The sequence below is a fragment of the Azonexus sp. genome, from assembly GCF_036170495.1.
Lineage (GTDB): Bacteria > Pseudomonadota > Gammaproteobacteria > Burkholderiales > Rhodocyclaceae > Azonexus.
Map to the genome: position 1 here is coordinate 1 of NZ_JAVHPH010000494.1, position 7,558 is coordinate 7,558.

General features: G+C 61.1%; 7 protein-coding genes. 4 read left to right on the plus strand and 3 right to left on the minus strand.

The window, feature by feature from the left end; all coding sequences use genetic code 11:
• Positions 1-43: 43 nt before the first annotated feature.
• Complete coding sequence (locus ADADOO_RS17735) at positions 44-1,159, minus strand: GGDEF domain-containing response regulator (RefSeq protein WP_511278846.1); 1,116 nt, start codon at positions 1,157-1,159, stop codon at positions 44-46.
• A gap of 1 nt (position 1,160) precedes the next feature.
• On the minus strand, positions 1,161-2,156 hold the full coding sequence (locus tag ADADOO_RS17740; protein ID WP_511278847.1) for an oxidoreductase: 996 nt from the start codon (positions 2,154-2,156) through the stop codon (positions 1,161-1,163).
• A 119-nt stretch (positions 2,157-2,275) separates the two neighbouring features.
• Between ADADOO_RS17740 and ADADOO_RS17745 the strand changes: the two genes are divergently transcribed.
• The 3 genes from ADADOO_RS17745 (at position 2,276) to ADADOO_RS17755 (ending at position 4,619) form a co-directional block, all read left to right on the plus strand.
• Positions 2,276-2,785, plus strand: coding sequence for a C40 family peptidase (locus ADADOO_RS17745; protein ID WP_511278848.1), 510 nt, complete (start codon positions 2,276-2,278; stop codon positions 2,783-2,785).
• Between the two features lie 116 nt (positions 2,786-2,901).
• A complete protein-coding gene (locus tag ADADOO_RS17750) occupies positions 2,902-3,918 on the plus strand; it encodes a Fe(3+) ABC transporter substrate-binding protein (protein WP_511278849.1) in 1,017 nt (338 codons plus the stop codon).
• A gap of 65 nt (positions 3,919-3,983) precedes the next feature.
• On the plus strand, positions 3,984-4,619 hold the full coding sequence (locus ADADOO_RS17755) for an ankyrin repeat domain-containing protein (protein ID WP_511278850.1): 636 nt from the start codon (positions 3,984-3,986) through the stop codon (positions 4,617-4,619).
• On the opposite strand, the gene ADADOO_RS17760 is transcribed toward ADADOO_RS17755, so the two are convergent.
• Positions 4,616-6,253, minus strand: coding sequence for an ABC transporter permease (locus ADADOO_RS17760; RefSeq protein ID WP_511278851.1), 1,638 nt, complete (start codon positions 6,251-6,253; stop codon positions 4,616-4,618). The genes ADADOO_RS17755 and ADADOO_RS17760 overlap by 4 nt on opposite strands.
• 31 nt (positions 6,254-6,284) lie before the next feature.
• On the opposite strand from ADADOO_RS17760, the gene ADADOO_RS17765 reads away from it, so the two are divergent.
• Positions 6,285-7,433, plus strand: a complete 1,149-nt coding sequence (locus ADADOO_RS17765; protein WP_511278852.1) for an ABC transporter ATP-binding protein — start codon at positions 6,285-6,287, stop codon at positions 7,431-7,433.
• Positions 7,434-7,558: the final 125 nt, after the last annotated feature.

Sequence of the window (7,558 nt, forward strand, 5' to 3'; positions counted from 1 at the left end):
CTCCCTCTAGCTAGGTTTCCTGCACAACAAAATACAGAACGGACTAATTATTTTGCGATTTCCGTTCACTCAAAAGACGTTCAATTTCTGCCACCGGCAAAGCCAAATCGAGCTCCTGATTCATCAGCCGCATCAACGGTAACAAGCGCTCGGCCAGCGCCGGCAGATGCGGAATCACCGGCGCCACGCGATTGGCGGCCAGCAACTCCAGCGCGTGGTGAATGGAAATCGGCCTCGAGGCCGGCGAGACGCCACCTGACTCCGTTCGATTACCACCCGCCCGCATGGCAGCATGCATGCGCTCACCGGCCAGATCGAGCAGCGCTCCGGCTGAGGTCACCAAATCGGTCGGCACACTGGCCAGGCCAACACTCACCGTCAACGCCACGCTCTGCCCTTGAACCGACAGCCGCGCCACCTCGACAGCCTCGCGCACCCGTTCGGCAAAGGTCGCACAAAACGCCGGAGCAGTCCCCGGCGAGACAACTGAATACTGGCCGGCACCAAAATGGCCAAGACTGTCTTCCTGACGCATCTTGCCCCCCAGCATCCGGGCAAAACGGTTGCCAACCTCCTCGGCAACCTGACTGCCGAGCCGCTCGCACATCTTTTCGTAGCCATCGAAGCCGAGCACCATCACGCTGACATCAACGCCATGCCGGGTGGCATGCGACATCGCCTGGGCCGCCTGCAGTTCCAGATACTTTTTGGTAAACAACCCGCTCAGCGGATCCTGAACCAGGTGTTCACGACCAGCATCAAGGTGTTCCTTGGCGTCGGTCAAGACCAGCAAGTTATTCAGACGGGTCAAAACCTCAGTACATCCCGCGCCCTTGGTGACGAAATCTGAAACGCCAAGCGTCTTCGCCTTGGCCCGCTCTTCCTCGGTTTCCTCACCGGACACCAGAATGAACGGCAATTGCTGCAGGCGTCTGAGTTTCGACGTGCGGACGCGTTCCAGCAACTCGTAACCATTCAGCTTCGGCATCTGCAGATCGGAAATCACGGCGCGAATAGTGTGATCAAGCACCAGTGTCTGCCAGGCCGCCTCGCCATCGCCCTCCTCGCGCACCTCGTACTGTCCCTTCAAATGCTGGATGAGCGAAATCCTGACCACCCGTGAGTCATCGACAACCAGAATGCGCGGCAACTCGGCCACGTCAGCCTCCACCAATATCCACCACGACTCGGCCCTTGGCCTGCCCGGCAATATATTCGCCGAAGGTGGCCGGCAGAGTGTCAAACGGAATCCGGCGCGACATGGCGGCCAGATGCGGCGGGCGCAAATCACTGGCCAGACGCTGCCAGACCCCGCTCCGATAAGGCTCCCGGATATAACCTGAGTCGACGCCCAGCAAGGAGACTCCACGCAGAATAAAAGGCGCCACCGTCGTATTCAGCGACATGCTGGCCGCCAGACCGATGCTGGCGATGGTGCCGCCCTGCTCCATGGTGCTGGCGATCCAGGCCAGAACATCGCCCCCGAGATTATCCACGGCCCCCGCCCAGCGCGCCCGGTCCAGCGGCCTGATCTTCGACAGGTCCAAGCTCTGGCGCAACATGACTTCGGCGGCCCCCAGGCCACGCAAATAATCCGCTTCGCTCTCCTTGCCGGTCAGCGCCACCACGTGATAACCGACCCTGGCCAGCATATCGACGGCCAGACTACCGACGCCACCCGTGGCGCCGGTAACAATGACCGGCCCCTTGCTCGGTCGCAAACCGTTTTCTTCCATGCGGACAATGGCCAGCGCCGCAGTAAACCCGGCGGTGCCCAAAGCCATCGCATCATAGAGCGACAAGCCGGCCGGCAAAGGCACCACCCAGTCACCCGGCACCCGGGCCAATTCGGCATAGCCACCATGGTGCGCGACGCCAATATCAAAACTCGTGGCAATCACCGGATCACCTGGTTTGAAGCGCGCATCACCGCTCGCGATGACCGTGCCGGAGAGATCGATACCCCCGACGCAAGGAAAACGACGAATGATCTTGCCGGCCCCCGTCGCAGCCAACGCATCCTTGTAATTGATGCTCGAATAGGCAACCTTGATCGTCACATCCCCGGCATCAAGCCCGCCTTCGTCCATCTGGACAAAGCCACTGCTCACCTTGCCATCGCATTCTTCGATCAGCAGTGCCTTGAAGGAATCCATGTTTGCCTCGCGCCTCGGGAATGAAATTGTATTCATAATTACGGATGATGAACATAGTTGCAAATGTTGAATTTTTATCGCCTTTACAGCCGACTCCTTTTCAAATATATTTCGCGGCTATGCATAAAGTACTGGTTTCGCTTCTGCTCGCCTCCGCGCTGCTTGTCGGCGGGATCAGTGCGCCATCGGCAGCGGAATCGGTGCGCAAGCCTGAAGAGCAACAATCGTTTTTTGAACGTTACACCAACGCCGCTCAGGATGTCATCCTGCAAGGCCTGAAGCTGGTTGGCGTGCGCTATCGCTGGGGTGGCAACGATGAAGACAGCGGTCTCGACTGCAGCGGTTTTGTCCGCCTGGTCTTCAAGGACAGCGTCGGCGCTGCACTGCCGCGCACAGCCCGTGAAATGAGCGAAGTTGGCGAAAAAATCGATGCCGGCCAGTTGAAACCGGGCGACTTGGTCTTTTTCAACACCATGCGCCGCACCTTTTCGCATGTCGGCATCTATCTCGGCGACAACCATTTCCTGCATGCACCACGCAAGGGCGCCGAGGTGCGCGTCGAAAGCATGGAAAGTAGCTACTGGATGAGCCGCTACAACGGTGCGCGACGAATAATCGAAGGTAATTAGACAAAAGCGGCTCCAGGCCGCTTTTTTTACACCCAACGACGATAATCGTTCTCATTTACAAAAATTCTTGCAGCCAGTAAACTGGGGCCATTCTCATATCCAGCCGGAGTTCCCGAATGAAGCTGATACCCGCCCTGATCGCCGCCGCAACCTTCGCCGTTGCCCACCCTGCGTTTGCACAGGAAAAAATCCTCAACCTCTATTCCGCCCGCCATTACCAGACGGACGAAGCGCTCTACGCCAATTTCACGCAACAGACCGGGATCAAGATCAACCGAATCGAAGGCAAGGAGGACGAGTTGCTCGAGCGCATCAAGAACGAAGGCGCCAACAGCCCGGCTGACATTTTCCTGACCGTCGATGCAGCCAGGCTGGCTAAAGCCCATGAACTTGGCCTGTTTTCGCCTGTTTCCTCAAAACTCCTCGAATCACGCATCCCGGCCCACTTGCGCACCGAGGACTGGTTTTCGTTTTCAACGCGGGCCCGCGTCATCGTTTACAACAAGCTCGCGGTCAAGCCGGAAGATGTCCAGAACTACGCCGACCTGGCCAATCCGAAACTCAAAGGCAAGTTCTGCTCGCGCTCTGGTTCGCACCCCTACAACCTGTCGCTGATGGCCTCGATCATCGCCCACCAGGGCGAAGCTAAGGCTGAAGAGCTGGCCCGTGGCATGGTGGCCAATTTCGCCCGCGCCCCGAAGGGTGGCGATACCGACCAGATCAAGGCGGTTGCCGCCGGCGAATGCGGCGTAGCCATTACCAACACCTATTACGTGGCTAGACTGCTCCGCTCGACCAAGGCGGAAGAGCTCAAAATGATGGAACGGGTCGGCATCGTCTGGCCGGACCAGAGCGGCAATGGCACCCATATCAATGTTTCCGGCGGCGGCATGCTGAAGACTGCGCCGCACCGCGCGGCGGCCGTCCAGTTCCTCGAATACCTGGCCTCCGATCAGGCGCAACGCTATTTCGCCGACGGCAACAACGAATGGCCTGCGGTCGACAGCGTCAAAGTGGCCAATCCGGCACTCGACGCGATGGGTAAATTCAAGGCCGACAAATTGCCGGTCAAGAACCTGTCGATGCACCAGACCAAGGCCCAGATCATCTTCGACCGGGCAGGCTTCAAGTAACGCCAGTTCTCGCCAAAGCCCCGGCGATTCCCTACAATTCCCGGGGCTTACGGAACAACTGGAATATGAACTGCAAAAGTTTCACCCCCAATAAACTGATCGAGGCAATCCACGCTGGCAGCTTGAGCGGCGTGCTTGCTGCGCTGGCCGATGGCGCCGACATCGAGATGCGCGACATGCACGGCTACAACGGCCTCCCGCTGCGTACCGCGTGTTTTGAAGGCAACCTGGCGATAGTTCGCGAATTGTTGAAGCGCGGCGCAAATCCCAATGCCATCGCCAGTGACGGCCCGGGCGCACCGCTGCGCCTGGCCTTGCGCAAAGCGCATCAGGACATCGCTGATCTGCTGCTGCAAAAAGGGGCGATGCCTCTCGAGGGCGCTACCCTCCGCCCTGAGGCAAGTGATGCTCCCTTGCCCGACGAAGTCGTCACGCGGCGACTTCCCGAGTTATCGCCGGACAATGTCGTTGAATTTACCGCCCCCGACACCGCTCCGCCCACTGTCGAAGCCATTGATCCGCCGCGTCCCGACAGAAAACCGGGCAACCTCATCGAATTTTCAACGACCGATGTCTTACTTCCGACCGACGAGACGCCCGATCACTTCGGAACCGACACCAGCCTGCTGAGCATGGACTTGCTTTTCCTGGAAGAAAACGAGCATCCAGAGGCTGCGCCGCTGGCACCAAAGAAGGCCTAGCGCCGGCGGGCCGCCGTAATCTGCCGCGACAGGGCGATCAGCGGCAACAAGCCCACCGCGACGATGGCCAGAGCGGCCGTCGATGCTTCGGCCAGCCGCTCATCCGAGGCCAGCGTGTAGGCCTGTGTGGCCAGCGTGTCGAAATTGAAGGGCCGCATGACCAGGGTGGCCGGCAGCTCCTTCATCACATCGACGAAAACCAGCAGCCCCGCTGTCAGCAGACTGCCGCGCAGCATTGGCACATGCACCCGGCGCAGGGTTTCGCTCTGCCCCAGGCCCAGGCTGCGTGCGGCGTCATCCATGTTCGGCGTAATCTTGGCCAGGCTCGACTCCACCGTATGCAGAGCCACCGCCAGGAAACGCACGAGGTAGGCGTAGATCAGGGCGGCCATGCCGCCGGTCAGCAGCAGGCCGGGGTTATAGCCAAACCACTGCGTCCATTGCCCGGCCAGCCAGTTGTCGAGACGCGTCACCGGAATCAGCACGCCGACGGCGATGACCGCCCCCGGCACGGCGTAGCCCAGACCGACAAGGCGGTTCAAACCGTTGGCAAAGCTCGTTTTCGACAGGCGGGCGCCGTAGTTCATGAGCAGGGCAAGCAGGACGGCGATGGTGGCCGTGACGCCGGCCAGGACGAAGCTGTTGCGGGCGAGCACCAGGAAACGTTCGCCGAACTGGGCATCGCCTTCGGTCAACGCCATTTTGAGCAGCAAAATGGCCGGCAGGACGAAGCCCAGCAGCAAAGGTACGGTGCAGGCCAGCGTCGCCAGCCAGGCAGCCGGGCCACGCAACCGGGCGCCAGCCATCGGCCGGTTGCGACCGGTGGTGTTGTGATAACGCGCCCGGCCGCGCGAGGTACGCTCGGCAACAAGCAGGAAGAGCACGAAGGCGAGCAGGATGGCAGCCAATTGGGCGGCAGCGACGCGGTCGCCGAGCGAGAACCAGGCGCGGTAGATGCCGGTGGTAAAGGTGTTGACCGCGAAATAGGCCACCGTGCCGTAGTCAGCCAGGGTTTCCATGAGCGCCAAAGCAATGCCGGCGACGATGGCCGGCCGGGCCAGCGGCAGCGAGACGGCGAAGAAGCCCCGCCACGGCCCCATGCCCAGCGTGCGCGCGGCTTCCAGCATGCCGCTGGCGCGTTCGAGGAAGGCGGTGCGGGCGAGCAGGTAAACGTAGGGATAGAGCACGCTGACGAACATCAGCATGGCGCCGGGCAGCGTGCGGATGTCGGGGAACCAGTAGTCGCCGTGTTCCCAGCCGAAGGTGTCGCGCAGGAAGGTTTGCACCGGGCCGACGAACTGCAGGAAATCGGTGTAAACGTAGGCCATGACGTAGGCCGGAACGGCCAGTGGGAGCACCATGGCCCATTCGAAGAAGCGCCGGCCGGGGAATTCGTGCATGGCCGTCAGCCAGGCCGTCGCCACGCCGACGATACCGACGCCGCAACCGACGCCGAGGCACAGCCAGAGGGAATTGGTGATGTATTCGGAAAGTACGGTATCGACCAGATGCGACCAGGTGGCGCTGGTGCCGCCAACAAAGAGATTGAGGCCGACGCTGGCCACCGGCAATCCAGCGAGCAGAGCAACGACGATGCCGACGGTCAGCAGAGGGGAATAATGGGCGGTGCGCATGGGTGTGAATGCGAATTATAATCGACCACCTATGGCCCAACTTGAACTAAATGGCGTCGTCCAGCGCTACGGCAACCACACCGTTGTCGATGGCGTGAACTTCTCGCTCGCAGTCGGCAGCATCGCCTGCCTGCTCGGGCCCTCCGGGTGCGGCAAGACGACTTTGCTGCGCTGCATTGCCGGGTTCGAGGACATCGCCGGTGGCGAAATCCGGCTGCATGGCCAAGTCGTCAGCCGGGCCGGCCAGCGGGTGTCGCCCGAGAAGCGGCGGATCGGCATGGTTTTTCAGGATTACGCGCTGTTTCCACATCTTTCGATCGAAGCGAATGTCGCCTTCGGCCTCGGTCGCCATCCGGGCGAAGACGCTCATCGGCGCGTTCGTCAATTGCTGGCGACCGTCGGCCTGCATGGTCAGGGCAGCAAGTTTCCGCATGAGCTTTCCGGCGGTCAGCAGCAGCGCGTGGCGCTGGCTCGCGCCCTGGCACCGCGACCGGAATTGATCCTGCTCGACGAGCCGTTTTCTAACCTCGACGTCGGCCTGCGTGAGCGGCTGTCGGCCGAGGTGCGCGAAATTCTCAAGCGCGAGGGGTCGACGGCGATCATGGTCACCCACGACCAGCATGAGGCTTTCGCCATGGCCGACGAGATCGGCATCATGTACGAAGGCCGCATCCAGCAGTGGGACGTCCCGTACAACCTCTATCACCGTCCGGCCAATCGTTTTGTCGCCGACTTCATCGGTCAGGGCGTGCTGGTGACCGGCACGGTCGGCGACCACAACAGCGTGCGCATGGAACTGGGCACGCTGATTTCCGATACCCCGGTCGAGTGCAACGAAACCTGCGCCGCCTGCGACAACGGTTGCAAGGTCGATGTGCTGTTGCGGCCGGACGATATTGTTCACGACGACACCAGCAACGTGCACGCCGAGGTGCTGCACAAGGCTTTCCGCGGCGCCGACATCCTGTACACGCTGCGTCTGGCCAGCGGCACCGAAGTCCTGTCGCTGGTCCCATCGCACCACAATCATGCCCTCGGCGAAAAAATCGGCATCCGGCTGGTCGCCGACCATGTCATCGCTTTCAAGAAACACGAGGAATGTGACGATCCGGCCTGCGAAATCAGGCTCGAACAGCAGGCCAGGCCGGTTACCTGGCTGGCCAATGGCAGCGCCAGCTGATTTTTGACGATCACGCATGATCCCGTTTCTCGGCCCGCTCGATGTTTTTCCCCCGGTCGCCATGGCCCGCGAAGAGATGGGTGGGTTGCTCGCCGTCGGCGGGGGGCTGCAGCCGGACCGCATAC

Excerpts from the sequence above, each read along its gene's own strand:
- ADADOO_RS17740 (WP_511278847.1), bottom strand. The coding sequence starts at position 2,156 with ATGGATTCCTTCAAGGCACTGCTGATCGAAGAATGCGATGGCAAGGTG.
- ADADOO_RS17750 (WP_511278849.1), top strand. The coding sequence starts at position 2,902 with ATGAAGCTGATACCCGCCCTGATCGCCGCCGCAACCTTCGCCGTTGCC.
- ADADOO_RS17755 (WP_511278850.1), top strand. The coding sequence starts at position 3,984 with ATGAACTGCAAAAGTTTCACCCCCAATAAACTGATCGAGGCAATCCAC.
- ADADOO_RS17745 (WP_511278848.1), top strand. The coding sequence starts at position 2,276 with ATGCATAAAGTACTGGTTTCGCTTCTGCTCGCCTCCGCGCTGCTTGTC.
- ADADOO_RS17760 (WP_511278851.1), bottom strand. The coding sequence starts at position 6,253 with ATGCGCACCGCCCATTATTCCCCTCTGCTGACCGTCGGCATCGTCGTT.
- ADADOO_RS17765 (WP_511278852.1), top strand. The coding sequence starts at position 6,285 with ATGGCCCAACTTGAACTAAATGGCGTCGTCCAGCGCTACGGCAACCAC.